General features: G+C 27.4%; 43 protein-coding genes and 1 pseudogene. 18 read left to right on the top strand and 26 right to left on the bottom strand.

The window, feature by feature from the left end; translation table 11 throughout:
* Positions 1-5 precede the first annotated feature (5 nt).
* Positions 6-875: a restriction endonuclease gene (locus AMO19_RS04155; RefSeq protein WP_075507444.1), complete on the top strand. Its 870-nt coding sequence runs from the start codon at positions 6-8 to the stop codon at positions 873-875.
* 5 nt (positions 876-880) lie between these two features.
* Here AMO19_RS04155 and AMO19_RS04150 read toward each other — a convergent pair whose 3' ends face one another.
* Positions 881-1,285 (bottom strand): MAPEG family protein, encoded by a 405-nt coding sequence (locus AMO19_RS04150; protein WP_011818542.1) that lies wholly within the window; start codon positions 1,283-1,285, stop codon positions 881-883.
* A 375-nt stretch (positions 1,286-1,660) separates the two neighbouring features.
* Here AMO19_RS04150 and AMO19_RS04145 point away from each other — a divergent pair, with 375 nt between their 5' ends.
* On the top strand, positions 1,661-1,954 hold the full coding sequence (locus tag AMO19_RS04145) for a hypothetical protein (protein WP_025962451.1): 294 nt from the start codon (positions 1,661-1,663) through the stop codon (positions 1,952-1,954).
* Between the two features lie 9 nt (positions 1,955-1,963).
* On the opposite strand, the gene AMO19_RS08840 is transcribed toward AMO19_RS04145, so the two are convergent.
* Both AMO19_RS08840 and AMO19_RS04140 read right to left on the bottom strand, forming a co-directional pair.
* Positions 1,964-2,125, bottom strand: coding sequence for a PAP/fibrillin family protein (locus AMO19_RS08840; protein ID WP_306452417.1), 162 nt, complete (start codon positions 2,123-2,125; stop codon positions 1,964-1,966).
* Positions 2,106-2,504 (bottom strand): hypothetical protein, encoded by a 399-nt coding sequence (locus AMO19_RS04140; protein ID WP_306452416.1) that lies wholly within the window; start codon positions 2,502-2,504, stop codon positions 2,106-2,108. The genes AMO19_RS08840 and AMO19_RS04140 overlap by 20 nt, the downstream gene beginning before the upstream one ends.
* A 79-nt stretch (positions 2,505-2,583) precedes the next feature.
* Here AMO19_RS04140 and AMO19_RS04135 point away from each other — a divergent pair, with 79 nt between their 5' ends.
* Positions 2,584-2,868: a DUF1330 domain-containing protein gene (locus AMO19_RS04135; RefSeq protein ID WP_011376579.1), complete on the top strand. Its 285-nt coding sequence runs from the start codon at positions 2,584-2,586 to the stop codon at positions 2,866-2,868.
* Between the two features lie 136 nt (positions 2,869-3,004).
* A complete protein-coding gene (locus AMO19_RS04130) occupies positions 3,005-3,184 on the top strand; it encodes a hypothetical protein (RefSeq protein ID WP_011863071.1) in 180 nt (59 codons plus the stop codon).
* Positions 3,185-3,188: 4 nt separating this feature from the next.
* Here the strand turns inward: AMO19_RS04130 and AMO19_RS04125 are convergent, their stop codons facing one another.
* Positions 3,189-3,368: a hypothetical protein gene (locus tag AMO19_RS04125; RefSeq protein WP_011818547.1), complete on the bottom strand. Its 180-nt coding sequence runs from the start codon at positions 3,366-3,368 to the stop codon at positions 3,189-3,191.
* A 7-nt stretch (positions 3,369-3,375) separates the two neighbouring features.
* Positions 3,376-4,116 (bottom strand): annotated as a pseudogene (locus tag AMO19_RS04120) (tRNA dihydrouridine synthase); the annotation flags it as partial.
* A gap of 172 nt (positions 4,117-4,288) precedes the next feature.
* Between AMO19_RS04120 and AMO19_RS04115 the strand changes: the two are divergent.
* Together AMO19_RS04115 and AMO19_RS04110 are read left to right on the top strand one after the other, a co-directional pair.
* The gene (locus AMO19_RS04115) at positions 4,289-4,681 is read left to right on the top strand and encodes a hypothetical protein (protein WP_075507452.1); all 393 of its coding nucleotides are present in this window, start codon (positions 4,289-4,291) and stop codon (positions 4,679-4,681) included.
* A gap of 47 nt (positions 4,682-4,728) precedes the next feature.
* Entirely contained in the window at positions 4,729-5,196 is a 468-nt protein-coding gene (locus tag AMO19_RS04110) for a hypothetical protein (protein WP_075507443.1), read from the top strand.
* Between the two features lie 136 nt (positions 5,197-5,332).
* On the opposite strand, the gene AMO19_RS04105 is transcribed toward AMO19_RS04110, so the two are convergent.
* Positions 5,333-5,812, bottom strand: a complete 480-nt coding sequence (locus AMO19_RS04105; RefSeq protein ID WP_075507442.1) for a glutathione peroxidase — start codon at positions 5,810-5,812, stop codon at positions 5,333-5,335.
* A 144-nt stretch (positions 5,813-5,956) separates the two neighbouring features.
* On the opposite strand from AMO19_RS04105, the gene AMO19_RS04100 reads away from it, so the two are divergent.
* The 3 genes from AMO19_RS04100 (at position 5,957) to AMO19_RS04090 (ending at position 7,680) form a co-directional block, all read left to right on the top strand.
* Positions 5,957-6,199, top strand: coding sequence for a lectin subunit alpha (locus AMO19_RS04100; RefSeq protein WP_075507441.1), 243 nt, complete (start codon positions 5,957-5,959; stop codon positions 6,197-6,199).
* 11 nt (positions 6,200-6,210) lie between these two features.
* Complete coding sequence (gene purT, locus AMO19_RS04095) at positions 6,211-7,386, top strand: formate-dependent phosphoribosylglycinamide formyltransferase (protein ID WP_075507440.1); 1,176 nt, start codon at positions 6,211-6,213, stop codon at positions 7,384-7,386.
* 93 nt (positions 7,387-7,479) lie between these two features.
* The gene (locus tag AMO19_RS04090) at positions 7,480-7,680 is read left to right on the top strand and encodes a hypothetical protein (protein ID WP_075507439.1); all 201 of its coding nucleotides are present in this window, start codon (positions 7,480-7,482) and stop codon (positions 7,678-7,680) included.
* 14 nt (positions 7,681-7,694) lie between these two features.
* Here AMO19_RS04090 and AMO19_RS04085 read toward each other — a convergent pair whose 3' ends face one another.
* From AMO19_RS04085 to AMO19_RS04050, 7 genes are all read right to left on the bottom strand, one after another.
* Positions 7,695-7,856: a hypothetical protein gene (locus tag AMO19_RS04085; protein WP_025933616.1), complete on the bottom strand. Its 162-nt coding sequence runs from the start codon at positions 7,854-7,856 to the stop codon at positions 7,695-7,697.
* Between the two features lie 403 nt (positions 7,857-8,259).
* A complete protein-coding gene (gene pepN, locus AMO19_RS04075) occupies positions 8,260-10,866 on the bottom strand; it encodes an aminopeptidase N (protein WP_075507437.1) in 2,607 nt (868 codons plus the stop codon).
* A gap of 50 nt (positions 10,867-10,916) precedes the next feature.
* Positions 10,917-11,198: a hypothetical protein gene (locus tag AMO19_RS04070; RefSeq protein ID WP_257008953.1), complete on the bottom strand. Its 282-nt coding sequence runs from the start codon at positions 11,196-11,198 to the stop codon at positions 10,917-10,919.
* A 154-nt stretch (positions 11,199-11,352) separates the two neighbouring features.
* Entirely contained in the window at positions 11,353-12,069 is a 717-nt protein-coding gene (locus tag AMO19_RS04065; RefSeq protein WP_075507435.1) for an MBL fold metallo-hydrolase, read from the bottom strand.
* Between the two features lie 66 nt (positions 12,070-12,135).
* Entirely contained in the window at positions 12,136-12,438 is a 303-nt protein-coding gene (locus tag AMO19_RS04060; RefSeq protein WP_075507434.1) for a hypothetical protein, read from the bottom strand.
* Between the two features lie 44 nt (positions 12,439-12,482).
* The gene (locus tag AMO19_RS04055) at positions 12,483-12,668 is read right to left on the bottom strand and encodes a hypothetical protein (RefSeq protein WP_011818521.1); all 186 of its coding nucleotides are present in this window, start codon (positions 12,666-12,668) and stop codon (positions 12,483-12,485) included.
* A 107-nt stretch (positions 12,669-12,775) separates the two neighbouring features.
* Positions 12,776-13,156, bottom strand: a complete 381-nt coding sequence (locus AMO19_RS04050) for a DCC1-like thiol-disulfide oxidoreductase family protein (protein WP_075507433.1) — start codon at positions 13,154-13,156, stop codon at positions 12,776-12,778.
* Between the two features lie 200 nt (positions 13,157-13,356).
* On the opposite strand from AMO19_RS04050, the gene AMO19_RS04045 reads away from it, so the two are divergent.
* Together AMO19_RS04045 and AMO19_RS08835 are read left to right on the top strand one after the other, a co-directional pair.
* Positions 13,357-13,494 (top strand): hypothetical protein, encoded by a 138-nt coding sequence (locus AMO19_RS04045; protein ID WP_002806597.1) that lies wholly within the window; start codon positions 13,357-13,359, stop codon positions 13,492-13,494.
* A 164-nt stretch (positions 13,495-13,658) separates the two neighbouring features.
* Positions 13,659-13,868 (top strand): hypothetical protein, encoded by a 210-nt coding sequence (locus AMO19_RS08835; protein ID WP_306452419.1) that lies wholly within the window; start codon positions 13,659-13,661, stop codon positions 13,866-13,868.
* A 422-nt stretch (positions 13,869-14,290) separates the two neighbouring features.
* Here AMO19_RS08835 and AMO19_RS04030 read toward each other — a convergent pair whose 3' ends face one another.
* The 3 genes from AMO19_RS04030 to AMO19_RS04020 form a co-directional block, all read right to left on the bottom strand.
* Positions 14,291-14,608: a DUF3303 domain-containing protein gene (locus tag AMO19_RS04030; RefSeq protein WP_025923271.1), complete on the bottom strand. Its 318-nt coding sequence runs from the start codon at positions 14,606-14,608 to the stop codon at positions 14,291-14,293.
* Between the two features lie 92 nt (positions 14,609-14,700).
* A complete protein-coding gene (locus AMO19_RS08525; RefSeq protein WP_167315823.1) occupies positions 14,701-14,850 on the bottom strand; it encodes a hypothetical protein in 150 nt (49 codons plus the stop codon).
* Positions 14,851-15,291: 441 nt separating this feature from the next.
* Entirely contained in the window at positions 15,292-15,762 is a 471-nt protein-coding gene (locus tag AMO19_RS04020; protein WP_075507429.1) for a GNAT family N-acetyltransferase, read from the bottom strand.
* Between the two features lie 20 nt (positions 15,763-15,782).
* Here AMO19_RS04020 and AMO19_RS04015 point away from each other — a divergent pair, with 20 nt between their 5' ends.
* The gene (locus tag AMO19_RS04015) at positions 15,783-16,463 is read left to right on the top strand and encodes a Type 1 glutamine amidotransferase-like domain-containing protein (RefSeq protein ID WP_075507428.1); all 681 of its coding nucleotides are present in this window, start codon (positions 15,783-15,785) and stop codon (positions 16,461-16,463) included.
* 22 nt (positions 16,464-16,485) lie between these two features.
* On the opposite strand, the gene AMO19_RS04010 is transcribed toward AMO19_RS04015, so the two are convergent.
* Positions 16,486-16,890 (bottom strand): hypothetical protein, encoded by a 405-nt coding sequence (locus AMO19_RS04010; protein ID WP_075507427.1) that lies wholly within the window; start codon positions 16,888-16,890, stop codon positions 16,486-16,488.
* 441 nt (positions 16,891-17,331) lie between these two features.
* Here AMO19_RS04010 and AMO19_RS04000 point away from each other — a divergent pair, with 441 nt between their 5' ends.
* On the top strand, positions 17,332-18,135 hold the full coding sequence (locus tag AMO19_RS04000; protein ID WP_075507425.1) for a hypothetical protein: 804 nt from the start codon (positions 17,332-17,334) through the stop codon (positions 18,133-18,135).
* A 20-nt stretch (positions 18,136-18,155) separates the two neighbouring features.
* Positions 18,156-19,322: an NAD(P)-binding protein gene (locus AMO19_RS03995; RefSeq protein ID WP_075507424.1), complete on the top strand. Its 1,167-nt coding sequence runs from the start codon at positions 18,156-18,158 to the stop codon at positions 19,320-19,322.
* On the opposite strand, the gene AMO19_RS03990 is transcribed toward AMO19_RS03995, so the two are convergent.
* A complete protein-coding gene (locus AMO19_RS03990; protein WP_075507423.1) occupies positions 19,311-19,907 on the bottom strand; it encodes a uridine kinase family protein in 597 nt (198 codons plus the stop codon). The genes AMO19_RS03995 and AMO19_RS03990 overlap by 12 nt on opposite strands.
* A 265-nt stretch (positions 19,908-20,172) precedes the next feature.
* On the opposite strand from AMO19_RS03990, the gene AMO19_RS03985 reads away from it, so the two are divergent.
* On the top strand, positions 20,173-20,499 hold the full coding sequence (locus AMO19_RS03985) for a helix-hairpin-helix domain-containing protein (RefSeq protein WP_075507422.1): 327 nt from the start codon (positions 20,173-20,175) through the stop codon (positions 20,497-20,499).
* A gap of 76 nt (positions 20,500-20,575) precedes the next feature.
* Here AMO19_RS03985 and rpsU read toward each other — a convergent pair whose 3' ends face one another.
* From rpsU to AMO19_RS03950, 7 genes are all read right to left on the bottom strand, one after another.
* A complete protein-coding gene (gene rpsU, locus AMO19_RS03980) occupies positions 20,576-20,752 on the bottom strand; it encodes a 30S ribosomal protein S21 (protein ID WP_002806486.1) in 177 nt (58 codons plus the stop codon).
* Between the two features lie 86 nt (positions 20,753-20,838).
* Positions 20,839-21,297 (bottom strand): nucleoside 2-deoxyribosyltransferase, encoded by a 459-nt coding sequence (locus tag AMO19_RS03975; protein WP_075507421.1) that lies wholly within the window; start codon positions 21,295-21,297, stop codon positions 20,839-20,841.
* Positions 21,294-21,689 carry a phosphoribosyltransferase gene (locus AMO19_RS03970; protein ID WP_082302701.1) on the bottom strand — a complete coding sequence of 132 codons (396 nt, stop codon included), beginning with the start codon at positions 21,687-21,689 and terminating at the stop codon, positions 21,294-21,296. Before AMO19_RS03970 ends, AMO19_RS03975 begins: the two co-directional genes overlap by 4 nt.
* Before the next feature lies 1 nt (position 21,690).
* On the bottom strand, positions 21,691-21,876 hold the full coding sequence (locus tag AMO19_RS03965) for a hypothetical protein (RefSeq protein WP_075507450.1): 186 nt from the start codon (positions 21,874-21,876) through the stop codon (positions 21,691-21,693).
* Positions 21,877-21,950: 74 nt separating this feature from the next.
* Entirely contained in the window at positions 21,951-22,454 is a 504-nt protein-coding gene (locus AMO19_RS03960; RefSeq protein ID WP_075507420.1) for a josephin, read from the bottom strand.
* A 224-nt stretch (positions 22,455-22,678) separates the two neighbouring features.
* Positions 22,679-22,903: a hypothetical protein gene (locus tag AMO19_RS03955; RefSeq protein ID WP_075507419.1), complete on the bottom strand. Its 225-nt coding sequence runs from the start codon at positions 22,901-22,903 to the stop codon at positions 22,679-22,681.
* 36 nt (positions 22,904-22,939) lie between these two features.
* Positions 22,940-23,146, bottom strand: coding sequence for a hypothetical protein (locus AMO19_RS03950; RefSeq protein ID WP_233119215.1), 207 nt, complete (start codon positions 23,144-23,146; stop codon positions 22,940-22,942).
* 182 nt (positions 23,147-23,328) lie between these two features.
* On the opposite strand from AMO19_RS03950, the gene AMO19_RS03945 reads away from it, so the two are divergent.
* Positions 23,329-23,727 (top strand): hypothetical protein, encoded by a 399-nt coding sequence (locus tag AMO19_RS03945; protein WP_075507417.1) that lies wholly within the window; start codon positions 23,329-23,331, stop codon positions 23,725-23,727.
* A gap of 9 nt (positions 23,728-23,736) precedes the next feature.
* Positions 23,737-23,931 carry a hypothetical protein gene (locus AMO19_RS03940; protein WP_075507416.1) on the top strand — a complete coding sequence of 65 codons (195 nt, stop codon included), beginning with the start codon at positions 23,737-23,739 and terminating at the stop codon, positions 23,929-23,931.
* Positions 23,932-24,018: 87 nt separating this feature from the next.
* On the opposite strand, the gene AMO19_RS03935 is transcribed toward AMO19_RS03940, so the two are convergent.
* Positions 24,019-24,360, bottom strand: a complete 342-nt coding sequence (locus tag AMO19_RS03935; protein ID WP_075440182.1) for an HNH endonuclease — start codon at positions 24,358-24,360, stop codon at positions 24,019-24,021.
* Positions 24,361-24,501: 141 nt separating this feature from the next.
* On the opposite strand from AMO19_RS03935, the gene AMO19_RS03930 reads away from it, so the two are divergent.
* On the top strand, positions 24,502-25,314 hold the full coding sequence (locus AMO19_RS03930) for a sulfite exporter TauE/SafE family protein (RefSeq protein WP_075507415.1): 813 nt from the start codon (positions 24,502-24,504) through the stop codon (positions 25,312-25,314).
* Positions 25,315-25,466 lie beyond the last annotated feature (152 nt).

Below are 25,466 nucleotides of genomic sequence, written 5' to 3'. Positions count from 1 at the left end.
CGTTAATGAAAAATTTTTTTATTTTAATTATTTTTATCATTTTTTTAATTTTTATAATTATAAGAGATTATCAAATTAAGAAGAAAAAGTTAAAATTAAACAATGCCTTAAATTCCAATTTCTTTATTCAAACAATTAATAAATTGATTGACGAGAACAAATACAATTTGTTGGAGGAGAGGATCAGATTAAGGGAAATAGATGCTTACGGTAACGAGGATTATAAAAAATGGATTGGCAATCCACCTCTTGATGAAAAAGCCATTGAGAAAAATATATTTAATGGATCTAAGCAATTTAAAGAGGGTATACCATACTTCTATGAAAAAGTAATTTTAAAAGAATTTGGCAGTACGGAATTATTTTTCGAAAAGTGGAGATCCTATTGTAATGAAAATCCTACTATTGATGATGAGATAATTGGATCTATTAGAAAGCTCGAGACTGAAGATTGGTTTGTTTTCATAGCAAGTCAAATTGAGAAATCATGCTTGAACCTAATAGAAAAAAGCTACTCAAGTAAAAAAAAGGGAAACTACAAAAAAGGTATTAGATTTGAAAATCATTGTATGGAAATTCTCAAACAAAACGGCTGGGAAGTAAAAGAAACTCCTATTACAGGAGATCAAGGGGTTGACTTAATTGCTTCAATAAATGATTTGAGAATATGTATACAATGCAAAGATCATGAAAAAGCCATTGGGAATAAAGCAGTTCAGGAAATTTCAGCTGGTAAATTATTTTGGAAAGGTACACATGCAATAATAGTCTCAAAATCTGGCTTTACAAAGTCTGCTCATCAACTAGCAAAATCAAATAAAGTGGAACTAATCAATGAATATCAATTAAAAGATTTAGAAAAGTTTATTGTTTAAAAAGTTTATATCAATTGAGTTAAGCCCTCTTTATAAAGTAAAAGTGTTGTAAAAATTCCTGAGGCCCACATTAAACCTCTAGCTGTGGGGATATTAAATATATATGCACCAATATATAAAAAACGAAAAATAGGATGAATCAATGCTGCAATTATTGCAATATTAGAGTCAGTTAAACTAATCAAACAAAGAAGACATGCGGGTGCATGTAAAGAAATACTTTCCCAACAATTTTGATGACACCAAACTGCTCTTTTTCCAAAAGATGGTAATTCATCGAATAAAGCCCTTGGAGCAGACATATTTTCAACAGAATATCCCGCTTTAACCCTCCCTATAGTTAGTGGAATAATTGATAGTAAAACAACACCAACTGAAAGACAAAGGCTCCAGGCAAAAGCTACTTGCATTATGATTTAAATAATATTATTAGCTTAATAATTGAAGCTCGTTATCGCGATAAATGAAAAATCATTACCATAGATAAAACTTTGCAAAAAATGCTGTAATTTATAAAAAAAATCATTTATGGATATTTCAAAGATAGTTTTAATTTTTGGCATAAGTTTACTAATATATTTTGCTTTTCTGTTTTTAGGATTTTTTCTTAAGAATAAAAATCTAAAGGCACAGAATCTAAACAAAGAAGAATAGATTATTAATGCCACGAAAATTTACTATTTTCTCAATATTTTTATATCTTTTTGAATATATTTAATGGAAATAAAATTTGATCCAAATAATAATAAGGGATATTTGAAATTAAATAAGACAGTTGCTGGTATATGAAAAAATTTTATAAATTTCTTAAAAGTTTTCTATTTATATCACTATGGCTTATTTTATCCTCATTTTTAACCCAATATTGGAATACCTTTCATTGGGAATATGTTTACTTAAACTTCAGAATTATATTTGATAAAGAATTTTGGTTTGTTGTAGAAAAAATTCTTTTAGGATTTGATATTGGTTACTGGTTAGAAGAAGCACTAAAATTCTTAAGTTATGAAATACCTAAAGAATCATTTAAATATTTACCAATTTATTTCGTATTAAAGTCTATTTGGATAAAGAATTAATTTCTATTTTTAATAGATTTTAATAAATTCCTTGAAATTCTTGAATAAAGTCGGTGAATGTATTTTTCTTAAAACAAATAAAGTTCCTTTATCACCTCTACAGATTCTAAGCTTATTGCTTAAATAAGTTATCTCTAACCACCCTAATTGTTCATTTTTTATTTCTTGCATAGCCTTTATAATTTTTTTCCAAATTTAGGACCAATAACACCAGCATGTGTAAATTTGACCCCAATTTTTTTTCATTAACGTAATTAAGTCTTATTAAAATGCCAGTGCCAATAATTGATTTTATTCCTCTAGGTTTAAGTAAATTAAGACCATTAAAATTTAGGGGATCAAGAATTTGAAGGTTATCAATAAAAGGAGAATATTTTAAAAAAGGACTATTAGAACTACTCCACCTAAGCTCCCAAACACCCTGCAAATCATTTCTATCTTTGCTAAAGGAAAAATTATGATCAATTTCAAGTTGTTCGGCGATATTACGTATACTCTGTGAATTTGGAGATTTAAGAAGTGAATTTAATAAATCATTTTCGGTTTCCATTTAATCAAGGCTGGAGTATATAGCTAAGGATAAATACTTACCTCCATGTGCTATATTCTACCCAGAATATGTTGATTTGATGACAAAGAGCTATTGGCTAAAGAAAATTTCAATTCCAAATGCTGATTTATTTCTGGAATATATAAGGACAGTATTGCCTTGGATTAAATCTGTGGGAGGAGTAATAGTAAAAAGAGATTTAATACAAGAATCAACCTCAAATGAATGGGATGGAGGGCAGCTTGGATTAGTAATTGAATTCGAATCAAAATTTGCTGCTAAAAAAGCATTTTATTCTGAAGTATTTCAAAAATATCTGCAGTCCAGAGACTTAATGGAACTAGTTACTATAAGTACTCTTTAAAAAATCAACCAATAGCGATTTCACACAAACAATTTATAAGTATTTATTCCTATTAAATTATTTATGTAATATTTATAACTTCACTAGCAATAGCATATTTTGCAAAATTTAATTGTAAAAGTAATCCGTTAATCAAATGAACTATTCAACAGAAAAGGACGATTATTTGATGACAACTCCATATACAAAAAAAATTCAGCAAAAATTTGAAAAGGTTAAATCTTTTTTAGAGCAAAATGGATTTAATCCTTCATCAGAGAGCTTAATGCAAGATATAGTTAGCTCAGAAGAATATATTGCTAAAAATGGATTATAAAATATCAGAATATATTCAGAGTCCTTAAATAATAAAAACCGCCTATTAGAAAAGGTAATAATATTCCAATAAATAAAAATATGGATTTTTTTGATTCGCCTTCTGATATCGGGTTAATTTCTGGTTCAATTGCAAAACCATTTTGTCTACCACCGCTTTCGGTTGTATAACCTTTTTTATTCATAAGAAAAATAATCTATTTCTCCAATTTTCCATGGGGATCCTAAAATTCCTCGTCCAATCATTACACCATCAGCATTTGTTGTTTTTAAACAATTAAGAGCATCATCTGGATTTTTGATATCTCCATTAGCAATTACTGGAATTTCCAACAACTTTTTAAGTCTCCCGATCATTTCCCAATCTGACTTGCCTGAAAAACCCTGTTTTCTAGTTCTTCCATGAAGTGTGATCATCGTTGCTCCAGCATCTTGAAGTTTAAATAAGAAATCCTCTATATTTTCTTCTTTACTATCCCATCCGAGTCGTGTTTTTACTGTTACTGGAACCCTAACAGCTTTTACAACATTTTTGACTAATTCTATAGCAAGTTTTCGGTCTTTAATTAAAGCACTGCCTCCACCTTTCTTTGCAATTTTTTTTACTGGACATCCCATATTTATATCAATTAAGAAAGCTCCAGAGTCCTCAGCTTGTTTCGCAGCTTCAGAAACAGCATATGGCCTATTATCAAATATTTGTACTCCAATTGGACCTTCTTCTAAATCTATTTGATTGATTTTTTGTGTGCCATATCCTTTTTTAAGACTTGTGGCATTTATCATTTCTGTAAAAAGTAAAGAGTTTGGTGCCCATTTACGTACAAGTCGTCTAAAAATGTTATCTGTAACACCTGCTAATGGCGATAGCATGACCTTACTAGTAATTATCCTGTTAACTCCCCTTCCTTTTAGACTTATATTTGAAGACATATAATTTTAAATTTATTTAATCTTTCTTTATTATAAATTCAGATATGGAGCTGATTTTATGTTTTTTATTTATTTCTTAATTTATAATAAGAGCTTTTTCTTAAATAGGCCTAATTGATTACTTTTTTTGCTAGTTTATGTTGAGTTAAAATTTAAAAAGGAAATTTTTTTCTTGTTTATATTAGTATCTATTTTTCTTCCAATAATTATTTTTATTGCACCAATAAATGTAAATGCTATTCAAGGTAATTTAGATTTATCAAGTGCTCAAACTTCTGTAGGCAAAAGATTTGCTAAAGTTTTTTGTGATGCTAAGAGGGAAGGTTTAGATTCTGATTTTGCTAGTGAATATGCTTTGAATAATACATATTTGAAATTTGTAGCATTTCCAGATGATGACGAATATTTGGCTGATTTATGGAATTTCACCCATAAAAATATATTAGATAATTGTGGTGAATTTGTAGATATAAATGATCTAAAAGACCTAGAGATTTTTTTTAAAGAAGAAGGTTTAATTGCATCAAATAGGGAACTCTATTTACCAACTTTTGAGAATAATTAGATTAAATTTTTAGCATGTACTAAAATATAAATAGAATATGAAATTTTATGAAACTATTAGGTTTAAATTCACCTGAAATATTCATAATATTAGTAATTTTGCTTTCAATTTTAGGTCCAAAAAGAATTGAAAAAGGTTTATTATTATTCAAAAAACTATTAAAGTTCCTCTTAAGTAAAGATGAAGATCAAAGCTCAGTAAATTCAAAATTAAAACAAGAGGAAGCAGAAGAAAGTGAAGTGAAAGAAGAAATAGTAGAGCCAGAAGTTAAGGCAGAGGAAGCAGAAGAAAGTGAAGTGAAAGAAGAAATAGTAGAGCCAGAAGTTAAGGCAGAGGAAGAAGAAGAAAGTGAAGATAAAGAAGAAATAGTAGAGCCAGAAGTTAAGGCAGAGGAAGAAGAAGAAAGTGAAGATAAAGAAGAAATAGTAGATACAGAAGTAAAATCAATTAAACCTAAAAAAAGAACTGTTAAAGATGAAATAATAGACGTAAAAGTTGATTCTGATAATAAATAAGATTTAAAAAAAATAAAAGAATACTAGACAAATTTGAATCCTAAAAAAAGGAAATTTTAAGATAATTTGCTTATTTTTTAATTAAATATAAAAAGTCTTTATTTTTAATAATTTAATTTGAATTATAAGAAGGTTTTTATGAATCTAAAGCTACTTCTATAGCTGCTATTAAGTTTTCGTCAAACGGTTTAACACCTGGCTTGAATCTTGCAATTACTTTACTGTCTTTCCCTATCAGAAACTTCTCGAAATTCCATTCAACATCTCCTTCGGGTTCAACTTTGTTAAGGGTTGTGTATGGTTCTGTGGTGTTGCCTTTGGCATGAACTTTTTCATAGATTTCAAACTTAACTCCATATTTTGTTGTGCAAAAATCTTTTATTTCTGAAAGAGAGTCGGGTTCTTGTTTTCCAAAATCATTACAAGGGAATGCAAGTATTCTTAGGCCTTTGCTTGAATATAAATCATGTAGCTTTTGAAGATCCTCATACTGAGCTGTATTTCCACAATAACTAGCTACATTAACAACTAAAATGACCTCCCCTGAATATTCACCTAGTTTTATGGATGATCCGTCTGCGGAAAGAACAGCAGTATTTTGTACGTCAACTTGCATGTCAAAAAAAAATCACCCTTTGAAGATAGCATTGTATAGACTTTATTGTGTTTAATTTATATGGTAGTTTTGGTTATTCTTTTATAAGTTTTAATTTTTCATCTATTAAACCATTTATAATTAATATTATTAATCAGTTTAAATTTGGACCCTTTAGACCCACTTACTGAAATTATATATTCCGGTCAAGGCTTTTCACCCGCAATTGCTTTAGAAAGAATTATTTGGGCAATGATTGGAATCTTTTTTTTAGGAGCAATTTCAAGATCAATTACTAATAGCATTCGAAGTCGAAATTGGTATGGTAGAAATTTTTTATTTAGTTATTCTAAACATAAAAAAATTATAGATGATACATCTTCACAACCTTCTGGTGATGAGGAATAAGTTTTATATATATGAAAGAATCAATTTTTTCTAAAAAGAGAATTTTATTACTTGGTAGTGGCGAACTTGGCAAAGAATTAGTAATAGAATCCAAAAGATTAGGATTAGAAGTTATTGCAATTGATCGATATGAAAAAGCTCCTGCAATGCAAGTTGCTGATTATTCAAGAGTAATTGATATGGGAGATAAAAATATTTTAAAAAATGTTATAAAAGAATTTAAGCCTGATTATGTTGTCCCAGAAATAGAGGCACTTTCTATTGAAGCCCTAAAAGAACTCGAGCATGAAGGATTCAATATTGTTCCCAACGCAAGAACTGTAGAAATTACAATGAATAGAGATAAAATTAGAGACTTAGCTTCTAAAGATTTAAAAATTAAAACTGCAAAGTTTGAATATATTTTTGAATTTGACGATTTAGAAAAAAAGGCAGATGAAATTGGATTCCCACTTTTACTTAAACCTTTAATGAGCTCTTCAGGAAAAGGGCAGAGTTTGGTTGAAACAAAAAATGATTTACAAAATGCTTGGAAACAGGCACAAGCAAATTCAAGAGGAAAGGTTAAAGGTGTAATTATTGAAGAATTTATTAATTTTGATTTTGAGTTTACTCTTTTAACTGTAAGAACAGAAAATGGTGAAAATATTTTTTGTTTACCAATTGGACATCTGCAATCTAATGGAGACTATCAATGTAGTTGGCAACCTTTAGAGATCAAAGAATCCTTAATTATTGAAGCTAAGAGAATGACAAGTAGAATATTAAATAACCTTAATGGAGCTGGATTATACGGAGTAGAATTTTTCATAAGAGGAGGTGAGGTTATATTTTCAGAATTATCTCCAAGACCACACGACACTGGTATGGTTACATTAGTTAGTCAAAATATTAATGAATTTGAATTACATTTAAGGGCTTTTTTAAATTTACCAATACCACGTATAGATCTAATAGAGCCCTCTGCAACCAGAGTTATACTTTCTAATCAAGAGTATCCTAATCCTATTTATGAGGGTCTTAATAAAGCATTAGAATTTGAAAAGACCAAAGTGCTCATATTTGGCAAACCATTTTCCAGAAAAGGCAGAAGAATGGGTGTTGTTCTCTCATCAAATTCTGACATTAATTTGGCTAGAAAAAATGCAGATGAAGCTGCTCTTAAAATAAAAGTCAGTACTACATAAATGTTAAATAAAAATAACGAAAAAAATACTTATTTCCTTTGTTTTTGTTAAGTGTCTCTCAGAGTATTATTTGAGTATGTACTCTTTTTCTCAATGATAGAAAATTATAAAGGTTGGGATATAACTTTAAATTGGGATAATAAAGATTATCTCGAGAGGGATACCTCTAAAAATAATTTTTTTACTCAAAAGGAGAAATGGATTGGGGTTCACTTAAATGGTGAAAAAATCTATGGCTCTTCTCTGAAAGAAATTAGGCATATTATTGATTATCCTAGCTTGCATGCAAAGTAGGTTAAAAGATTTTTTTAATTATCCTGATTATTTTCATTATCTTCAATTAGTTCATTAGCAAGTTTTCTTAAATCTCCCTTAATCGAGACCCATGTAAAGGCTATGATAAAAATTGAAGCAGATATTGCAACAGTGATTTTTTCGACAGGGGACATTCCAAGTGCTATAGCAAACATTTCAAACCAAATAATAATTTTTTATTATATTGAAGTTTTTTAAATAGTTAGAAACTTTTTTTTTTTTTTGCAATGATATTTAATTAATCAAAATATAATAAATAAAATCTAAATTACTTATTTAATTTTTTGTTTTTGATTTCAATTTTATTCAGTAGGATTAAATTATGGAAAAAAAAAAGTGCCCCCAATGTAAAAATTTAATTTTAAAAACTTCTCCAACATGTTTATATTGTGGTAGACCTAATAAATTTATAACTAAGGAATACGTAAATAAAAAGTGGAATAAAGATAATAAAAAAAATGTATTTGATTATATTTTTATCAATAAGTATATTGTTTTTATTTTATTATTAATGTTTATAATCTTTATTATTAAATTTAGTTAAATATTATTAAAAAATCAATCTAATATTGAATCTAAAACTTCTTTAGTATTTTTTGATAGTTTATTTTTTTTAATATGCTTTATTGTTTCTATCATATTACTTTTGTAAGGTTCTGAATAATAATTATATCTACTAAATATTTTTACAAAACGGGAAATTACTATTGGATTTAATTTATCAAATTCAATTATCTTTTTTGCAATATATTTATAACCAGAACCATTAATTGCATGAAAAGTACTATTTCTTGTTACGAATGTATTTAATATAGCTCTTAAAGTGTTTGGTGATTTTGAATCAAAAAACTTATTTTCAAATAATTTTTCAATGTTGCTTGTTTTTTCATCAATTTCTATAGATGCATTAAATGAGAACCAACTATCCAAAACGACACTATTATTCTTCCATTTATTGAAGAATATATTTGAAATGATTTTTCTTTCAGGACAATTAATTCTACTGAAAGAATTCATTGCAGCTTTTGCTAGCGTCATCGAATTACTATCGACATAATTAATTATTTTGCCTTTAATTTCCCTATCATCACTGCTTAAGAGTAGTTTCCAAATAGTTTCGATTAGTTTTCTTTCGTTTTTACCTTCTGGCCAAACTTTATCTAGATTTTTCTCTATTTCTTGGAGCTTAAAATATAATTCTTCTTTTAATTTGGTACCGAATAAATGATTTAATTCGTCAATAGTTTTATATATCTTTAAAGGGTCTATATTTTCTATCTCCGATTCAATTTCAGCAAATGTCGGAATACTTAGTAATTCTGATAATAAGGATAAATTAATACCTTTATTTTTTATAAATGATATTAAGGTGCTTATTAATTTATTTTCAATTTTATGAGCAGGTTTTTCATCTAATCTGCATAAAATAATTTTTTTATAAAATACTTTTACAGTATTAGTTAGTGTAAAAAAATCTTTTTCATATTTTAAAATTAAAAATTTTTCATCCAAGGTAGTGTCTGATTCCCACTCAACAGGTGAAGAGAATTCGCGAAAATAAGTTACTAAAGGAATTTGGATGTGAGATCTTACATTTCTAAAAATGAATTCTTGTTTTTTTGTTTTTAAAACAACTGTTTTTTCTATCGTTTTATTATCACCGCAAAATATAGCCAGATTTATAGGAATTATTAGAGGTAAATCATTATATGGGTTCTTCTTTATTGGATTACTTTGAGAGGCTTCAATTGTAAGTTTTTTGCCTGTTTGATCCCAGATTCTATTGAATTTAATTTTTGGGGTCCCATTTTGCCTGTACCAGATCTTAAACTTTTCAGGATCTATTTCCTTATTGTGCTCTAAAATTTTATCGACAAATTGGTCTATTGTTGCTGCCTTTCCATCATATTCTGAGATGTAATTACTAAATCCTCTATAGAAATTTTCATCTTTTACAAGCTTATTAAGCATTCTAATTATTTCTGCTCCTTTCTCGTAAATCGTGGTCGTGTAGAAATTGTCTATTTCTTGGTATCTCTCTGGCATTACAGGATGTGATGTTGGACCAGAATCCTCTCTAAATTGATTTCTTCTAAGAAATTTGGCATCATCAAGTCTCTTGATTTCACGATTATGAACGTCTGCAGTGAATTGTTGATCTCTGAATACTGTTAAGCCCTCTTTTAGAGATAGTTGAAACCAATCCCTACAAGTTACTCTATTCCCTGTCCAATTATGGAAGTATTCATGGGCGATGACACCCTCTATTCTTTCTAATTCTTCATCAGTTGTTGTTTCAGAATTAGCGAGTATTAGTTTTGAGTTGAAAATATTGAGACTTTTATTTTCCATTGCTCCCATATTAAAGTGCCTGACTGCAACAATATTGAACAATGACAAATCGTATTCAAGGTTATATTTATCCTCGTCCCACTTCATAGATTTCTGTAATGAAGTTATTGCATGTTGAACATATTTTTCATCGCCATACTCAACATAAATATTTATTTTTACTTTTTTATTCGATTTTGTTATGAAATTGTCTTTTACACAATTAAGTTTCCCTGCTACCAATGCAAATAAATATGAAGGTTTCGGGTATGGGTCTTCCCAAATTATTTCATGTCGATTATTTTCAAGATTATTTTCTTTTACGACGTTACCATTTGAAAGTAAGACAGGGTAATCATTCTTGTCTGCCTCAATTCTCACGGTGTATTTGCTTAGAATATCAGGCCTATCAGAGTGAAAACTTATTCTTCTAAATCCCTCCGCCTCACATTGCGTAGTTATAATTCCATTGCTCTCATACATTCCTAAAAGGGATGTATTTTCCTTCGGTTTAATTATTCCTTCTATTTTTAATAAAAAATTATCTTTGTTTATATTTTCAATTTTTAAGTTATGTTTTTGCTGTTTGTAGTATTCCTTTCCCAGTAGTGAGTCATCTATAAATATTTTTTTTATTAATATATCCGTACCATCTAGAATTAGATTTCTGGTATTCTTATTTTTTTTTACCAATTTTAGTTTGGTCGTAACATTTACAATATTTTTCTTAATTACGAAGTCCAAAAAGATTTCTGGAATTTCATAATCAAAAACTTTGTAATCTTTAAGTTTCACATATCTTGAAATATTATTTTGGGTTTTTGGATTGTTCATCTCTACAAAGAAGTTCAGAAGTTAAAAGATCTAGAATACTTATTTTGAAACTATAAGTTTGGCTTATTATCATCTGTTTCACAAAAATGTGTTTTAATCTCCCCAGAAGGGAGTAGTTCGTATAGAGAAGGATTATTAATATCAGGCGAACCGTCCTTGTGAAATTGGTACCTCCAGTCCCATTTTTTATCTGTAAAGGAAATATAATCTTTTCTTAGAGAATATGGAAGCATAAGCGTTTTTTTATTCCAATTAATATTTATAAATGCTCCTGGCTTTAACTCAGATATCTCTTCTACTATGGAAAAGTCACCATTAATATTATTTCTCATCACAAGATTAAGTTTTGAATTTTCACATACATAGCTACTATTTAAAACTAATAAAAGTATTGAGGTAATAAAAAATGAATGAATTTTTTGGGCTCCTTTAAAGTAGATTTACTTTCAAGCTAAATGACTTAATTAAAGATCTTTTTGGATCAATTTAAATCATAATAGATTGCATACTCTTTAGATCTAGAAGATTACAATCTAATTCCTCTTCATAATCCTGAACTGAAATAAAATTATTTAAAAAACCTGAATATTTTGCATCTCCGCCTATGGTGCTTGAAAGTATATATTTTGGATTGAATTTGTTAATCAATTTAGGGATTACATCAGCACCTTTTACAAAAGAACCAACTATGGGTAATTCTAAATTTTTTGTAGGAGTAATGACTGCATCAAGGCTTTGTTTGCTTAAATTTTCATCAAGATATCCATGGGGTTCAATATAAAACCCATTATCTTGATCGTCTTTAACAATATATCCGTTTTCTATTTGTGGCACTGGAGCCCCAGCAGTCGCTTCAAAACTTAAATTTAAAAGATTTGTCTTTTCAGTTGGCTTAAGCACTTTAATTGAATTAAAACCAATTTTTTTTAATGTTTCAACAGCACTTTTAGGGCAAATTGTAGGAATATCCTTTCTGAACATTTCTAATGTTGGAATATGACAGTGGTCAGGTAATCCTTGGGTTAACAAAATAATATCTATTTTATTGTCTATTGAAATTTCTTCTTCTAATGATCCTTTAAAAAACCACTCACCTGGAGGAAATATTAAATCTCCCTTGAGCCAAGGATCAATTATTAAATTGGTTTTTTTAAATTTTATAAGCCAACCATTTGAACCAAGGTAGGTCGCTTCAAAAGTCATTAATAATTAAACGTTTTATTAGACTATAAGGTACTTTTAGCTTTATCGAGAAGTTATTAATTTAGATTAGTTTGCCTCATTTAAGATTTGAAATGACTTTCTCTTTAGATTAAATATTAAAACTTGATTATCTTTATAACTAATCTCAAAGTTCTCTTTTTCTAGCATTTGTATTGGTATTAAAGCTGATCCTCCTGTCCCTGAAAATATGATTGGCATGGTGCTATTTTTAGTCCCATTCATTTTTTGTAAGTCAATAGCTTGAGAAACTATTTTTCTGGCTTTATCAAATCCGTAGTCTTCTATTAATTCAGGCCATAAAAAGTTAACTAATTCATATTTCGAAAACTCAATTTGTAATGTTTTCATTAAAAAATAATAGATATATAGGATTAATTAATTACGATATTTACTTAATTACTATTTTTAAATCTATCCATGACTAGTTGCAACATATCAACTACATCACCATCAGTTAAATTTAAATCCTTCTTTAAATCATTGCAAGTTAAATTCATTTCAAGTGCTGCTTCAGCCATATGATTAACTTTTTGGTTATCACCACCCAATGAAATAAAGGGATTGAAGTTTTCTATCATTTAATACTTGTTGTTACCTCCTAGTTCTAGCTAAGAAATAATTAATTATCATTTATTGATACAGAAGCTTATAAATATGTTATTTAATATATAGAAAGTTTTTATTTTTAAATTAGAGATATTGATGTACCTTTTGATATCAATGCCAATCTTCTAGCTCTGACCAGTAAAGGAAATATCAAATTTGTTCGTTTATTAGATTTAAACACTCTAGAAAGAAACCAAAGTAAATTACTTGAAGGATTATTTATCTGATTGCAAATAGTATTAATTGCATCTGCCCCATGAAAGATTTCTTCATCTTTCAGAAGAATAGCACCTTTATCTAGGTCATAACCTTTATTTAGGAGAGATTTAATCAGAGTTAAATTTTTACGACCATCAAGAATTTTTATATTATTTAACTTGCTTTTGATCTCAAGGAGCTCAGCAAAATGATTGCAAAATGGGCATTCTCCGTCATAAATAAAGGTATAGTTGGAAATCATGATAAAAAACAGTTTTGATAGTCTTGAAGTGCGCTATCAAAATAGTAATTACTCGATAATAAAACAAATAATAAAAATTTTGTGGATTTTTTATAAATGGATAGTTAAACGATTCAAATAATTACGAAGAAATGTCTCAATATAGGTATATTTTTCATAAAAATCTGTATGCTAACTCGGAGATATTATGTTTTAAAATCATGAATTTATTAGCTTCTTTTGCTTTAGGTGGTTTCAATCCATGGGCAGCAGGCTTTGGAATTGGTTCTTTAGTCCTTTTTGGTCTTGTTGGTCTTGTGGCGGGTCCAAACTTAAAGAATTTTGACCCTGATGCATAATTCATCATATTTTATAAAGATTTAAAAGACTCATTTGAGTCTTTTTTTATGCAGTTTTTTAAATTTATTTTTAGAATTATTCCAAATTATATTCCTATAAAGAAATGTTGTTGAATCCTTTTAATCCATTTATTTTTTTAAAAATCTCTTCTCTTAAAGCTACTATTGTTTTTTTATCAATACTTTTAATTAAATCAAATTTGCTTAGATTAAAAGGGGGACTAATAGGAGGTCTTTTTGCCTTGATACTCATATCGGGGATTTTTGCCTCTAGTACCATAGCGTTAGGATCATTAGTCTATGCCTATCGATTAAAACAGAAATCTAATTCTGTTGATAATCAAGTGCAGGATTTAGAAACTGTTAATGTTTAAGATATTTTGTGAACCAAATTCAGTTCGATACCCTAAAATGGAGTTCCAGGTACAAAATGTAAGACTAAAAATCCAAAGCCGGCAGCAAAAACTATTGATACTGCGATGATTAGAAGGCCCGACGCCATCCCCCCTTCGTTAAACGCCATTTAGTTAGTTATTTTTAAATTAATAATAGAACATATTTGTTCCCAAGTAATAGTTCTAATTACTCATATATCATCCAAATTTATTATTAATTGTAAATAAGAGTAAAAAAATGGAACTTAATGAGAGGATAAAACCAAATATTATTAATGGTTTAGATTTGTTGTTTTCTTCTTTCTTGAGCTTATTTTTTGAAGAAGGAAAATTCTTATCTTTTTTTTTATAAATAAGATTGGGAAAAGGTTTAATCACGATAAATTTTAGATTTAAGCTTATTACCCTAAAGTTTTGAACAAATCTTTATGGTAATCAACAACATTTTGACAACTTATTACAGGAGTAAATTCCATATGAATGCCAAATTTGGCTCTCCATGGAGCGAAATGCTCGAAAATTTCTTTATCACTCTCTGCCTTACATAGACAAACTACTCTACCCTCCCCTGGAGCATGAACTCTAAATAACATCTCAAATTTATCTGTTTTATCTGATTTTGCAATTTCACCGTTTTCCCATGCTTCTACAAATAATTGATAAGCTTTCACTTGATTCTCAATATCTGGGAATTGGCAGTCAGCAAGAAATAATTGCATTGGAGTATTATTAAGGTTTTACTTATTATCACTTAAATACTTATTTATTAATGAGACTGTTTGAATTTGAAGATCAGAAAAAGAATATTTTCCTAAATAAAGTGAGAAGATAGAGTCTCAAGAAATTTTCCAATATCTTTTTTATATAAACTATCTGTGATTTTTAAAGAGAATAATTCATAATCATTTATATCTTTTTTTTTATCAAAATTAATATTTCCCTTTAATGAAATATTTTTCATGATTTTATTGATCTCTATTTAAAATTTAAACAAATATAAGTAAAAGACAAATTTCTTTACATTATGTTTTTTATGATAGAAATTTCTAAGTTTAATAAATAATTAATTTATTTAAGAGTTAATTAATTTTCCTAGGATATATAAGAAAGAATTAGTTAAAGTAAAAATTACAGTCAATAGAGATGCAATAACGGGTAATAAATTAAACCACAATTGCGAAGTCGTCATTTTTGAATCAATAGGCAGAAAATTGGTTCTTTTTTTAATTCTTATTTGTAACCAAAAAATAGATAATGGATAAATAATTCTTGAGAAAGTAATTATCAATGAAGGCAAAATACCTTGATTTGAATAAAGTACAAATCCTGAAAAAAAGTATAACGCCCAAATTAGAATCCTTTGAATCAGAATTAAGCTCTTGCTTTTGCTCGACATTATTAATTAATAAATTTTTATAATTTTAGTCATTTTATATCTTTCAAAAAAAATGTTATTTATAATGACTTTTTCTTTACGTATAATTTCCCATTCATTTTTAAGAAATAATTCATAACTTATTAAGCTCGCTTCAGTATAAAGAGAGTCTAAACCTTCTTTCTTTGCTTCATCTTCTAATTTATGAATTAACTTTGAGCCGTATCCTTTTCTTTGAAATTCACCTTTACAGTAAAATAGTGCAATTCTATCGGTGGGATATCTTGTAGCAAAAGCGATAATAATTCCTTGTTTACTTATAAGCCATCCTTTTCCTTTAATTATTGACTTATCAAAATTTGGGTTATTCCAAGCCTGGATTGACCAGGCTCTTTTTTGTTCTTTACTATAAATTTTTTCATCTAAAGATTGAATTGAATCAAAATAAACCTTCTTTAATTCCAGTTGATCTTTAATGGTGATTTGTCTTAAATTCATATATAAATCTTTTATTTAATATGCCTAGTAAAAATATAGTCGCTATTGGGGGAGGAGGGTTTGGACGTTCATTAGGCTCTCTTGAAATTGAAAAATATATAGTTTCTTTAAGTAATAAAAAAAGACCTAAAATTTGCTTTATTCCAACAGCATCAGGCGATAGTAGTTCGTACAAACTAAATTTTTATAGAGCATTTTCTAAACTTGATTGTATAACAAGCCATATTGATTTCTTCTCTAGAACAGAAAACTTAGAAGAGAAAGTTTTAACTCAAGACATCATTTATGTTGGCGGAGGAAATACAAAAAGTATGTTAGCTGTTTGGAATGAATGGAATTTACATAAAATTTTGCGAAATGCTTATGAAAAAGGAATTGTAATGAGTGGAGTAAGTGCTGGAGCTATTTGTTGGTTTGAAAAAGGCATAACTGATTCTTATGCTAAAGAATTAGCCATAATTGATTGCTTAGGCATAGTTGAAGGTATTGCTTGCCCGCATTTCGATGAAGAGAAAGAGAGGGAACCTTACGTTAATGATGTTATTCAGAGAGAAATTATTGAATCTTGTATATGTATTGAGGGCAATTGTGCCTTGCATATTAAAAATGATTTTGACTATTCCTCAATTGATTTTGGTAATGGTAAAAACTGTTTTAGAGTTGCTAAGGAAAATAATATTTTAAAGAAAGAAATTCTTTGAAAAGAAAATATTTTTAATATCTTTAGATCTCATCATTCTTTGAGATAGAAGTAAATTCAATCCCTTTGTATTTTATGAAAGATGCAGTCCATACTTCTTTTGAGAGATTGCCAAGGTATTTTAGAAACTGTTGTGTATCTCCATCTCTTATCCATTCAGATTTAATGAATGGAAGCTCTTTCTGCATTCTTTTAGGATGCATATGAACAAGGAGCAAACCTTTTTCTTCAGAAGACCTTTTTAAAGCACCTTCATCACTTCTTTGAAATACTCTCATTAAAAGATTTAAAATTACCTCTTCTCCAAGTTTCTTGAAATTTTCTGATTCTTCCAAATTATCTTTAATTTCTTTACCTCCAAGAGGCATCGCTCTAACTAAGTTTTGCTCAATTAAAGCTATTGCAATTAGATAATCTTGGCTAGCCATATTCTAAAATAATACTTTTTTGTTATTCTAACCTCTCGAGTTCATGAAAATCTTTAATGGATTAAATATCTGCGATAAGAAGAAAGGAAATAATTTATTTATTATTTTCCAATACAATTGAATTATTGTTTTTTATTTTAATTAGTAAAATTAAAAATTTTATTTGTCATGAGGTTTATTTTTATTTTTATTTTTATTTTTCGGTATTTTTGTAGGTCTTCTTCTGTCATGGCCCGGTTTATTAATACCAGAAAATTTGAAATGTTTTAATCAAATTATTACAAAATCTTCAGAAGATAAAATTTCTCTAAAAGCTGCATTAGAGATTTCCCCTAGTTATTTTCTAAAGGCTAAGAATAAAAAGACGACTTCCAAAATAAGAATCGTAGCAGACGCATGTTTTCGTTAATATGTTGAGTGAGTCAATGTGACTATTAAATAATGAACAATAATATAAGATTTGAATTGTCCTTTAAAAATATTTCTCAGTTAGACGATAAACTTAATTTTTGCAAATTAAATAATATCAAAAATATTAATATTCCATGTAAAGGACTTATAAAGAAGGATTTATTTAATTCAACTATTAAATATATATCAAAAAACTATAATGAATTTAATGTGACCTATCACTATAGTCTTTATCATCAATATTCAAAAAATAAAGAAAATTCGTATCAGGAATTTTTAGATTTTGTTAAAAGTTCTCAGACTAATAAAAATTTTGAAATTCTGCTTTTGTCGGGATCTAATAAGAAAAAAAACTTTGACTCAGTTGATGTATTAACTTATTTAAAAAAAGAAAAAAATTTAAAAGTTAAATTAGGTATAGCTTACAATCCATACTTAAAAAAATATTATAATATTTCTTCAGAAAGAGAAAGGTTCGAAAAAAAAATATCGACTGGGTTAATAAATTCAATTTGGTTTCAATATGGTACAGATATTAAAGTTCTTCAGAATGAAATGACTTATCTTAAAAACGTAGCAAAAAAAGAAAAATTAAATTTATTTGGAAGTTTATTTATTCCCTCTAAACAATTTATAGCACGTTTTAAATTTCGTCCTTGGAAAGAGGTATATATATCTGAAAAGTTTTTATATGCCATAGAGAATTTTTTTGATTTCACAAACGATTTAGTTAGTTTTTATAAAAATAATAATATTATACCTGTAATTGAATCTGATTTTTCTTCATCAGAGAAACTTGATTCTGTTTATAGTTTTTTAGAAAATAAAAGATAATTTATTTCAATATTAAACCTATGAGAAGTGATTTAACATATGACTTATTAATAATAGGTGGTGGTATATCTGCGTGTGTGTTTGCCTCGAAGTATCTGAAAAATAATATTACAAAAAAAGTTGGATTAATTGAAATTGGCCGTGGACTTGGAGGTAGATCAAGTACAAGAATAAGCAAAAAATATGAAGGATGGAAACTAAATCATGGTTCTCCAAATTTTAATATATCTAATAGTAAAAATAATTTTCTATTAAAAAGATATATTAATGAATTATTGGAAAATAAATATATAAAAATTGACGACTCAGAAATATTTTTTTTAAATGAAGATTCTAATTTAGAAACCAAAAAAAAATCTGAATTTTCATGCGGGGTTAATTATTTATCTTTAGATTCCATGAGTGAATTATCGAAAAAGATAATTGAGTCAAATAATTTAAAAGAGGAAATTGATTTTTTCTTTGAAACTTTAATAGTTGATATGAAGTTTAATGGTAAGGAATGGTTACTAACTTCCAAAAATGGCGACAAATTCAAGTCTAAATATCTAATTTGTTCAACTAATTTGTTGTTACATAAGAGGTCTTTAAAAATATTAAACGTAAATCAAATTCCATTAAGAAAAGCAATTCCTATTAATAGTGATAAAAAAATAGATTTATTATTAAATTTGTTAGAAGAACAAACATTTATTCCCAGGTTAACTTTTCTAATTTATACAAATAAAAATTATAGTTATAAAGATAATTATCCTAAAAAACAGAGGTATTTTTATTTAAAAAATAATTTAGAAAAAAAATATAGATTTGAAAGAATTATTTTTCAGCTTCAAGATAATAATAAATTAGGAATTGTAGTACATTCAAAAAACGCAGAGTTAATTAATTCTTATTTGAATATAAAAGAAGAAGAAGTTTTTAAACAAAAAATAATTAAAAATTTCAATAAATTGTTTGAAGAGAATTCTTTAGTACATAAATTAAGTTTTGATGAAAAAATATCTATTATGAAATGGAGAGCTTCACAGCCTTCTGGCCTTGCCGTACCATTATCTTTACAATTTAGTAGAAAATCTAAAATTGGATTTTGCGGAGACTGGTTTGAAGGAGATGGATTTGGCAGAATTGAAGGCTCAATTTTAAGTGCTTTAATATTAGAGAAAAAAATTAAAGACTTAATTAAATAATTTTTTCAGAATGTGATCTACATCAGTGGTTTTTTCAATAATGTATTTATTTTTATTATTTTTTATGCTATTAGGTTTGAATTTCTCATAATAAATGCTCCATGATTTTAAGAAATCATTCTCAGCTTGTTTTTTTTTCTTCCCCCTTTCTTTTATATCTCTTTGGACAACTCTTTTCATGCACTCATTTTTTTTAGTTTTTATTTCTAAAAAAAAATAATCCTTATTATTTAAAGTGTTTGAGAATTCTTGAGCAAATATACCCTCAACAATTAAAAAACTAATATTATTTGTCTCGTTTAAGATATTTTGAATTGTTTTCTTTTCGAAATTATAATAACGATCACAGATTGAAATTCCATTCTTATAAATAAAATCAAAATCTTTTTTGAATAGTTTGTTATTAAAACTAATACTTCTATCAAAAAAACCTTCTATAAATTTTGGTAGTAATTTACTTATTAATCCTGTCTTATAGTAATTGTCGGTACTTAATACAATACCATTTTTATTTTTTTTTATTATTTGATTTGATAAAGTTGTTTTCCCGCTTCCGGAAGGTCCACTTATAAAAATAAGCTTCATTTTTATGATCTGTTCTTTAATAAGATTTTAACTTTACTATTAATAAATACCTTTAGATTTTGAATATACATTTTAACTTATTAAATTTTTAAAATAATTTAGAATACCTTGCGATAGCTCGTAAGCTTGCATAAATATCAAATGTGTGTCTTTATATAATTGTAAATAAATTATTTCTATGCAGTTAGTTTTTATCTTGTAATTAATTCCTCTGGAATTTTATAATGTTAAACTAAATAGCTAATTTTATTACTTATATATTGCAATGATTTCTAAATTTCTCAGCAAACTAAAATCAATTTTATTTAAAAGTGCAGTAACTTCTGAAACACCTTTAAAGAAAGAAAAAAAAGTTGCAAAGTCTGCAAAAACAAAAACAAAAACAAAAACAAAAACCAAAGCAGCAAATTCCAAGAAAAATATTGAAACTTTGACTACACTTCCAGGTGTTGGAGCAAAAAGCGCAAAAGCCTTGTACGAGGCTGGATTTAAAACAACAAAGGCAGTTATCGCTGCAGATGAAAAAGATCTTCTTGCTGTGTCAGGAGTTGGGATAAATCTTGTTAAGAAGCTTAAAAGCTTAAGTAGTTAAAATTTTAATTTCAAACCTTTTTAAAAAAAATTTGTAATATCAACGATTTTTCAAAAAATTTATGAGGTATAGCAGACTATCTTCTTCTTGCTTTTCTTCTCTGTTGCAACTTTCTTTTATATTTTTCAATAGGCGTTTCGTGATGTCTAAGTCTTTTTAAATCTGCAAAGATACCTGACTTAGACACTTGTCTTTTAAATCTTCTAAGGGCAGACTCAATTCCCTCGTTCTCTCCAACTGTGACTTGTGTCAAAATTTTTCTAAATAAATATTATTATAGCACCTCAACATATATATTTAAACTCAAAACTTCTAATTGAGGGATAATAGTTTATTTGGCTAATTTTTTGCCCACTCCATAAATCTTTTTTTATTACTTTTTATTTCTTGTAATGATTCAAAATAATATTTTTCCCAATTATCTTTAGGTAAGCCAAGAAATAACATTAGATTTAATGGATATTGATCGCTATCAGAACAATTTCTAAAATCATCCCTGAATAAAAAGATTTCCTTTTTTAAAGCAATTGCGATACCCAATTCAATCATTACCCCTTCATCTGGAGGATTTCCATTAACAATCGCAAAAATACAATCACATTCTTTTAAATCGCGGAAATTACTATTTGCAACTTCATATGCCCATTGACTTTTTTGTTGTGTTAATGGTTTTGCTCTCCTAAAAGGTTCAAATACTTCTACATTTAAATCATTGAAGATTTGAATAAATTCATTTAAAAGTGTTTTAGTTTGTTTTGAAAATCCATATGGATTTGCCAAATATAATTTCTTCATCAACTTAAACCTCTTTTAATGATGTAATCTTCGCGGTCACTTTTTGAAGTTAAAGTATTTTCCCAAGGAAAAACTATCCAATGGCTTTTTTTAGATATGAATACTGTATTCCACCATGTAGGTTTGATTTTACTAAATAATACAAAAAACATTGCTCCTTCAATATCTTTGAAGCTCGTTAATGTAAGACCAGTTTCATAAACATCATCTACTATTAGTGAATTTTTTAGTGGTTCTGAAATTAATTTAATTTTTAATTTATGGCTTAGTGCTACAGCAAGACATAATCCACCACGAGGGACTCCATATATTCCAGAAAACTCCTTAAACCTACATTTATTGGCAATGTGTTCTACGCTCTCATCAAATTCGCTCCAGGTAAAATGACTTATCATCTTAATTTTCGTTGTTTTCTGTTTTAGTAGCGTAATTTGAAGCAATTACACTTAAAAGTGCTAATACTTGCTCATTTGGACAATTAGTATTTTTTTTTAAATTCTCACATTCATTTATTATCTTGGCGTATGTATCCTCAACTATCCCGTTCATTTGATCGATACTAAAAGAATATGGTTTATTCATTTTTAAATAATTGGTTATTTTATTTTTACTTAAATATCCAAGGAAGTAAATATTTTTAGTATTTAAAGATAAAATTATTCCCACATGGGTTCATTTAATTTTTCATTTTTAAGAGAAGAAGGAACATAAGTATGTAAAGTTTCAATTTTTATAGCCCATTTTTTTGAGTTTCCCTTTAAACTTTCGCTTTCAATTAGGTTTTTTAGGGGAATCCTTTTTCTAACTTTAAGAAGTCCTAAACAAGCTTCCCAGGCTTCATTATTTTTGTAAATATCTAACCAAAAATCAAAAATATTTTCCAAGATTTCTAGAGGGATATCAAATGGAATCCCCATTGAAGGTTTTGCAAATAAATAATTTTTGTTTCTTAGTTCATTTAATAAATTATTTACGTTTAAATTAATAACTAAAAGAACATCTTTTGCTGATTCATTACCTATTAATTCTTTTCTATGGCAATCTAAGAGATTTTCATCCTCAAGGATATTTTCATCGCAATTTTTTATTCCCACAATCCAAAACCCTTCTCCATTATTCACTCCACTAGCTAGAAATAGATATTGTGGTGAATTCTCCAAAATTTCAAATTATTTTTTCCATTTTTAACATTTTTTGCTTGATATGAAAATAATTTAGCTGTGCAATTAACAATATGAAGTCCTCGTAAAAAATTTTTTATTGTTATAGTTGAATTTTTAGAAAATGTTTGATTTAAGAGAACTAAAACTAATGTTTTTAGATCCTACCGATTTAATAATTAATAATATAAATAAATATCTTTATAGCAACAAAGCAATTAAATTTATTTTTTCTTAGGAAATAATTTTCCTATTTTCTCCTTTTGCAAGTACTCCTTTTTATTTCTTATTTTTTTGTCTTCTAAGGATTCTTTATTTGTACTTACAGCATAAATAATATAGAAAATCATACCAGTAAAAATTAATCCAACAAAAATTATGAATATTCCTATAGGTTCACTGGGACTGAATATTTTAAGATCTAAACCTGTATTTAGGGAAATTATCATCAATAAACTAATTCCTTAAATTAATTTTAAGTAAATCTAATTGATTTCCTCGTATCCAAAAAATGTTGCGTTATCTGAATTTTTATACCCATTAGCTGCATCCTGTGGATTTTGACTGTCAATTTTTCTTGCTTTAGCATGAATCATGTTGAATGGAAAAATCACAGCTCCTACAAAAAAATGAAGAATTAAGAAATCTGAAGGTAATCCATTTGTCCAATCAGGAAAAAATAGCAATGTCATCAAAGATTCGTACATATTTGTAATCAAATAAACCTCTGACTATTATTACTGAACTTATCGCAATACTTTTAATTATTAATAAATTGAAATTTAATTTGCTTTTAATAATTATCAGATTTAATTGAAAAGACAATTTTAAAATACTATTATATTATTTATAAACTATTGATTAATAGCTGTTTTTGAAATTATTTTTTGTCTTACTTTTATTTATAATTTTTCAATTACAACCTGCAATAGGTTTAGCTTTTGATACGTCCGATCCTAGTGTTAGTCTGCTACAAAATAGGATCTCTAATAATTTCTCTAAAAAATATTGCAATGCTATTCAAAATGGTCTTTCTAAGGATGAAGCAATGAAATCAGCTATTGTAAAAACTGAAAACATTATATCTTTCTCTTACAATCCTCAGAAAAAATGGATTGAGAAAAATGACTTGGCAAATCAAATTTCATCACAAGTAGTAAATGATTGCGGACGGTCAATTGGGTTGATTGGAAATGAGGGGATTAACTATTTTAAATCATATTTTCTAGAAATTTACGAAAAAACTACTCCTGACAAAAATTTTTCAAGATAGATTAGGTTAATGAATAATATTTCAGACAAATTAGTAATGACAATCATATTGATTACTATTCTTTTTGTATTTGGATTGATTTTTTCAGTAAAGTCTCCAGAGAGAAAGGTTATAGAATCACCAATAATGTGGAAAGATGATTATTCTAATATCTCGATTTTTAAAAGTAATAATATATATTCAGAAAGAATAAGAATAATTTGATAAAACATTGCTTACTAAAATAACGGATCCTATTCAAGGATATACAAAAATATTTTTTCGAATCTCAATCAATTTATCATTCATTTTTTAATTTAAGTATTTCAAAAGAACTGACGCTAATTTTAAATCATCATTAAACCATGCTCGTATCGCCATAGCTCTTCGAGGATCATAAAAATTTTGTTTTCTGTACCAACTAAGAACTTCTGAATCTGATTTCTTCCCATTACATGATAAACAACATGGTACGCAATTACTTGTACTGCTAATCCCTCCTTTTGACATTGGGTGAAGGTGGTCGAGTGATTCTGAGGGTTTACCGCAATAAATACATTTATAATTAGTAACTTTATTAAGTGACTCTCTCCAATTTTTATTACTTATCTTGGGACAAAACTGATCAAGGTAAATTGCATCTTGTCTATGCATAAAATTCTTGAAAATTTTTTCTGATAATAACAGTTTTTTTTAAAGTATGATTTAAAAAGATAAGATAAGACTTCTTAAGGCAAATGCTTCTTATTTAAAGGATAATTTTCACTTATTAATACAAGGAGCAAATTTTTGTAAATGCTTTATTTATTAACAATATTATCAGGAAATTTTGATCATTCTTTATTTAAAAGTATTTATATCTTTTTGATATCGTTTTTTTCTAATACGTTCTCAGCGATTTCTGGAGGAGGAGCAGGATTATTACAATTGCCAGCATTGATTTTATCTGGAGTTCCTTATTATCAGGCTCTGGCTAGTCATAAATTAGCAACAGTAGCACTAGGAATAGGGGGGTCCTTAAGAAATTATAAATCTTTAGGTAATGATATAAGTATTGCTTGGCAAATTTTAATTTTTGGATTACCGGGAGTAATTTTTGGGGCTTCTGTAGTTGAATATATATCAGAAAAGTACTTATACCTAATTTTAGGAATAATATCCATATTATTAGCTTTTTACTCATTCCTTAAACCAGATTTAGGCATGTCATCTGGTAATAAAAAGCTTAATTTTGTTCATAAAATTAGATTTTTAATTTTTATTTTTCTTATAGGTATATTAAATGGTTCTATTTCTTCAGGAACTGGATTGCTTGTAACAATCCTATTAATAAAAACTTTTGAAATGGATTTTCTACGTGCCATAAGTATGACATTTTTTACTGTTGGGATTTTTTGGAATTTTTTCGGAGCAGTATTTTTGGCAAGAATAGGATCGGTTCCATTTAATTTATTGATAGTTTTAATAATTGGTTCCTTTACAGGAGGATTTTTCGGAGCTCACCTGTCAAAATTAAATGGGAATATACTTATTAAGAAAACTTTTATAACGGTTTGTATTTCGGTTGGTATTAGCTTATTGATTAAATCCACAAAAAGCTTTTTATAAAATTATTGGGGGGGTAGTGGTACATTTTGGTAAAATCCTAAAGCAGGATTATAAATTAAAAAATAAATTAATTATTGAAGGGATTAATTTCTCGTTAAAAAAAACTTTTAAAGAAGCCTTATTTTAAATAAACAAAAAAAAGGCCTCACATA

This window comes from Prochlorococcus marinus (genome assembly GCF_001180245.1).
Taxonomy (GTDB): domain Bacteria; phylum Cyanobacteriota; class Cyanobacteriia; order PCC-6307; family Cyanobiaceae; genus Prochlorococcus_A; species Prochlorococcus_A marinus_F.
This window is presented reverse-complemented; position numbering and strand designations above follow the sequence as displayed.

Excerpts from the sequence above, each read along its gene's own strand:
- AMO19_RS04155 (WP_075507444.1), top strand. The coding sequence starts at position 6 with ATGAAAAATTTTTTTATTTTAATTATTTTTATCATTTTTTTAATTTTT.
- AMO19_RS04150 (WP_011818542.1), bottom strand. The coding sequence starts at position 1,285 with ATGCAAGTAGCTTTTGCCTGGAGCCTTTGTCTTTCAGTTGGTGTTGTT.
- AMO19_RS04145 (WP_025962451.1), top strand. The coding sequence starts at position 1,661 with ATGAAAAAATTTTATAAATTTCTTAAAAGTTTTCTATTTATATCACTA.
- AMO19_RS08840 (WP_306452417.1), bottom strand. The coding sequence starts at position 2,125 with ATGCAAGAAATAAAAAATGAACAATTAGGGTGGTTAGAGATAACTTAT.
- AMO19_RS04140 (WP_306452416.1), bottom strand. The coding sequence starts at position 2,504 with ATGGAAACCGAAAATGATTTATTAAATTCACTTCTTAAATCTCCAAAT.
- AMO19_RS04135 (WP_011376579.1), top strand. The coding sequence starts at position 2,584 with ATGACAAAGAGCTATTGGCTAAAGAAAATTTCAATTCCAAATGCTGAT.
- AMO19_RS04130 (WP_011863071.1), top strand. The coding sequence starts at position 3,005 with ATGAACTATTCAACAGAAAAGGACGATTATTTGATGACAACTCCATAT.
- AMO19_RS04125 (WP_011818547.1), bottom strand. The coding sequence starts at position 3,368 with ATGAATAAAAAAGGTTATACAACCGAAAGCGGTGGTAGACAAAATGGT.
- AMO19_RS04110 (WP_075507443.1), top strand. The coding sequence starts at position 4,729 with ATGAAACTATTAGGTTTAAATTCACCTGAAATATTCATAATATTAGTA.
- AMO19_RS04105 (WP_075507442.1), bottom strand. The coding sequence starts at position 5,812 with ATGCAAGTTGACGTACAAAATACTGCTGTTCTTTCCGCAGACGGATCA.
- purT (WP_075507440.1), top strand. The coding sequence starts at position 6,211 with ATGAAAGAATCAATTTTTTCTAAAAAGAGAATTTTATTACTTGGTAGT.
- AMO19_RS04090 (WP_075507439.1), top strand. The coding sequence starts at position 7,480 with ATGATAGAAAATTATAAAGGTTGGGATATAACTTTAAATTGGGATAAT.
- AMO19_RS04085 (WP_025933616.1), bottom strand. The coding sequence starts at position 7,856 with ATGTTTGCTATAGCACTTGGAATGTCCCCTGTCGAAAAAATCACTGTT.
- pepN (WP_075507437.1), bottom strand. The coding sequence starts at position 10,866 with ATGAACAATCCAAAAACCCAAAATAATATTTCAAGATATGTGAAACTT.
- AMO19_RS04070 (WP_257008953.1), bottom strand. The coding sequence starts at position 11,198 with ATGAGAAATAATATTAATGGTGACTTTTCCATAGTAGAAGAGATATCT.
- AMO19_RS04065 (WP_075507435.1), bottom strand. The coding sequence starts at position 12,069 with ATGACTTTTGAAGCGACCTACCTTGGTTCAAATGGTTGGCTTATAAAA.
- AMO19_RS04060 (WP_075507434.1), bottom strand. The coding sequence starts at position 12,438 with ATGAAAACATTACAAATTGAGTTTTCGAAATATGAATTAGTTAACTTT.
- AMO19_RS04055 (WP_011818521.1), bottom strand. The coding sequence starts at position 12,668 with ATGATAGAAAACTTCAATCCCTTTATTTCATTGGGTGGTGATAACCAA.
- AMO19_RS04050 (WP_075507433.1), bottom strand. The coding sequence starts at position 13,156 with ATGATTTCCAACTATACCTTTATTTATGACGGAGAATGCCCATTTTGC.
- AMO19_RS04045 (WP_002806597.1), top strand. The coding sequence starts at position 13,357 with ATGAATTTATTAGCTTCTTTTGCTTTAGGTGGTTTCAATCCATGGGCA.
- AMO19_RS04030 (WP_025923271.1), bottom strand. The coding sequence starts at position 14,608 with ATGCAATTATTTCTTGCTGACTGCCAATTCCCAGATATTGAGAATCAA.
- AMO19_RS08525 (WP_167315823.1), bottom strand. The coding sequence starts at position 14,850 with ATGAAAAATATTTCATTAAAGGGAAATATTAATTTTGATAAAAAAAAA.
- AMO19_RS04020 (WP_075507429.1), bottom strand. The coding sequence starts at position 15,762 with ATGAATTTAAGACAAATCACCATTAAAGATCAACTGGAATTAAAGAAG.
- AMO19_RS04015 (WP_075507428.1), top strand. The coding sequence starts at position 15,783 with ATGCCTAGTAAAAATATAGTCGCTATTGGGGGAGGAGGGTTTGGACGT.
- AMO19_RS04010 (WP_075507427.1), bottom strand. The coding sequence starts at position 16,890 with ATGGCTAGCCAAGATTATCTAATTGCAATAGCTTTAATTGAGCAAAAC.
- AMO19_RS04000 (WP_075507425.1), top strand. The coding sequence starts at position 17,332 with ATGAACAATAATATAAGATTTGAATTGTCCTTTAAAAATATTTCTCAG.
- AMO19_RS03995 (WP_075507424.1), top strand. The coding sequence starts at position 18,156 with ATGAGAAGTGATTTAACATATGACTTATTAATAATAGGTGGTGGTATA.
- AMO19_RS03990 (WP_075507423.1), bottom strand. The coding sequence starts at position 19,907 with ATGAAGCTTATTTTTATAAGTGGACCTTCCGGAAGCGGGAAAACAACT.
- AMO19_RS03985 (WP_075507422.1), top strand. The coding sequence starts at position 20,173 with ATGATTTCTAAATTTCTCAGCAAACTAAAATCAATTTTATTTAAAAGT.
- AMO19_RS03970 (WP_082302701.1), bottom strand. The coding sequence starts at position 21,689 with ATGATAAGTCATTTTACCTGGAGCGAATTTGATGAGAGCGTAGAACAC.
- AMO19_RS03965 (WP_075507450.1), bottom strand. The coding sequence starts at position 21,876 with ATGAATAAACCATATTCTTTTAGTATCGATCAAATGAACGGGATAGTT.
- AMO19_RS03955 (WP_075507419.1), bottom strand. The coding sequence starts at position 22,903 with ATGATAATTTCCCTAAATACAGGTTTAGATCTTAAAATATTCAGTCCC.
- AMO19_RS03950 (WP_233119215.1), bottom strand. The coding sequence starts at position 23,146 with ATGACATTGCTATTTTTTCCTGATTGGACAAATGGATTACCTTCAGAT.
- AMO19_RS03940 (WP_075507416.1), top strand. The coding sequence starts at position 23,737 with ATGAATAATATTTCAGACAAATTAGTAATGACAATCATATTGATTACT.
- AMO19_RS03935 (WP_075440182.1), bottom strand. The coding sequence starts at position 24,360 with ATGCATAGACAAGATGCAATTTACCTTGATCAGTTTTGTCCCAAGATA.
- AMO19_RS03930 (WP_075507415.1), top strand. The coding sequence starts at position 24,502 with ATGCTTTATTTATTAACAATATTATCAGGAAATTTTGATCATTCTTTA.